This is a genomic window from Kitasatospora sp. NPDC058243 (assembly GCF_042882025.1).
In the GTDB taxonomy this organism is placed as follows: Bacteria; Actinomycetota; Actinomycetes; order Streptomycetales; family Streptomycetaceae; genus Kitasatospora.
Genome location: NZ_JBHVWW010000117.1, coordinates 12,038 through 14,385 on the forward strand (window position 1 = coordinate 12,038; position 2,348 = coordinate 14,385).

A 2,348-nucleotide genomic window follows, 5' to 3' on the forward strand; every position below is an offset into this window, starting at 1 on the left:
GGACGGAGAAATCCCCGCAAAATTGGAAGACCGGACGCCATGTTTTCACGTGTCCTGCGGGAGGCGCCCACGACAGCCGAAACGCGCCGGCCCCGCGACGCGGGGTGCGTCGCGGGCCCGGGGTGCGTCGAGGCTCGGCAGCCTCGGTTTAGTACCAGTGGTGGTTCTGCCAGAACGACCAGGCGGCGCAGGGGCTGCCGTAGCGGGAGTTCATGTAGTCCAGGCCCCACTTGATCTGGGTGGCCGGGTTGGTGCGCCAGTCGGAGCCGGCCGAGGCCATCTTGCTGCCGGGCAGCGCCTGGACCAGGCCGTACGCGCCGGAGGAGGCGTTGACGGCGAGATGGTTCCAGCTGCTCTCGCGGGACACGATGTTGCTGAAGCACTGGAGCTGGCCGGCCGGGACGAGCTGCGCGGCGATCTGCTGCGGGCTGCCGGTGAGGGTCGGGGCGCTGGTGAGGTCCTGGCGCGCCTGGGAGCGGGAGGCGGCGGCGTCCGCGTCGGCCTTGGCCTTGGCGTCCGCCTGGGCCTTCGCGTCGGCCTCGGCCTGCGCCTGGGCGGCGGACTCCGCCTCGGCCTGGGCCTGCGCCTGGGCCTGGGCCTCCTGAGCGGCCTGGTCGGCGGCAGCAGCAGCGGTGTCAGCCTGGGCCTGGTCGGCGGCCGCCTTGCCGTCCACCGTGACGGCGGCCGCAGGGGCGGCGGCCTCGGTGGTGTTCCCGGCCTGCGGGAGGGCGAGGGCGGCGGTGGCGGCGCTCGCGACGACGAGGGTGGCGATGCCGGTGATCAGGGAGTTGCGGCGGGCATGGCTGAGCTGCATGAAGCGGACAATCCTTTTCCGTCGGGGGCCGTGCCGGTGGCACCGGGTGCGGGGCATCGCACGGGCGCCCGGGTGGGCGGGGCCCGCGCGGCCGTCCGGGACGGCCGTGGCGCCCCGGCGGAAGTGGCGGGGCGGGTCGGCTGCGCGGCGGAGGGGGCCGGCTGCGCTGCCTGGCGACGGGCCATTCTTCGCAGGGCCGGGGACGGGTGGCAAAGGCGGGTGCCACTACGGCGGGTAGTAGCCGCAGGGTGGCTGCGGCGAGACGCGGTGATGGGTTTGGGGGAATTTGTCCGACTTGCGTATTTGTAGGTCGAAGGTCGGTGGCGCGAGCGGAATGCGTGGGTGTGAGGTGCGGTGGCCTGCGTTCTTCGAGGTGTTCCGGGCAGCCCGACGCGGGACGGGAGCCCGTGCCGGGGGGTCGGCCGGCGCCCGGGCCGTAGCCGTCCACTATCGGGGGCAGTAGACGGCGAACCCCGTGTGGGCGGCCTCACACCTCCGGCCGGCCGGGATCGGCGCAGGGTGACCGGCCGGTCACCGCTTCAGGAGGTCGCGTACGGGTTCCCGGTGGCGGGCCGGGAGGCCGGCTCCGCCGCCGATTCCGGCTCCTGCTCGTCCGCCGGGGCCGCGTCGCGGACCGGGTCGAGGGCGAGGTCGCGGGCCGTGTCGAGGGCCAGGTCCCGGGCCAGCAGGGTGGCGCCCGCGACGGCCCCCGGCATGGCGAGCACCGTCACCAGAGGAACCAGGAACGCCAGGATCAGCGGCGTGCCGAAGCCCAGCGCCAGCCCGAGCCGGGCGCGCAGCAGCCGGATCCGCTCACGCTGCGGCACCCCGCGCCGCTGGAGGGCGACGGCGACGAGCTCGACGGTCAGGAAGAAGCCGGACACCAGGAAGCCCAGCGCCGGCACCACCGTCTGCCCGATCACCGGGATGAAGCCGCAGGCGAACAGCACCACGCCGAACGCGGCCACCCGCACCAGGACGGAGACGCTGTCCCGTACCGCGATCACCAGTTCGCGCCACAGCGGCGACTCCGGCGGGGTGGGCGCACCGCCCTCGGTCTCGTCGACCTTCGCGGACAGCGCCTCGTAGAAGGGCTGACCGACCAGCAGCGTGACGGCGGTGAAGGTGAGCAGCGAGAGCAGCAGGCCGCCGCCGAAGGCGATCGCGGCGAGCGCGTCGCGCAGCAGGCCCTGCCAGGGCGAGCTCCAGTGGTCGGCGAACGGGGTGGCCCAGTCGGCGAGGTCCTTCGACCAGCCGCCGAGGAAGACGAGCGCGACGGCGTACCCGGCCAGGGTGAGCAGTGCGGGCAGCATGCCGAAGCCCCACCAGCGGCCGTGCCGACCCACCCACTTCTGGCCCCCGACCAGGTACTTCATCCCCGCCACAAGATCTCGCATGGGCGATCACCTTAGGGCATGTCTGACAATTCCCGCCGGGCGTGTGGCGTCTGGGCACGCACCTCGCCGCGTTGTCGTCGGTCGCCGATGGCCCCCAGCCTCCGGCCGGGAGGTGCCCCCACCGCATGGACTCCCTC

2 protein-coding genes are annotated in these 2,348 nt (G+C 73.9%); both read right to left on the reverse strand.

From position 1 onward, the window contains the following. Positions 1-148: 148 nt before the first annotated feature. Positions 149-814 carry a lytic transglycosylase domain-containing protein gene (locus ACFVX9_RS38780; RefSeq protein WP_380377292.1) on the reverse strand — a complete coding sequence of 222 codons (666 nt, stop codon included), beginning with the start codon at positions 812-814 and terminating at the stop codon, positions 149-151. Positions 815-1,353: 539 nt separating this feature from the next. Next, entirely contained in the window at positions 1,354-2,211 is an 858-nt protein-coding gene (locus ACFVX9_RS38785) for an EI24 domain-containing protein (protein WP_380377291.1), read from the reverse strand. Positions 2,212-2,348: the final 137 nt, after the last annotated feature.

Coding starts and splice junctions, on each gene's coding strand:
- ACFVX9_RS38780 (WP_380377292.1), bottom strand. CDS start 814: ATGCAGCTCAGCCATGCCCGCCGCAACTCCCTGATCACCGGCATCGCC.
- ACFVX9_RS38785 (WP_380377291.1), bottom strand. CDS start 2,211: ATGCGAGATCTTGTGGCGGGGATGAAGTACCTGGTCGGGGGCCAGAAG.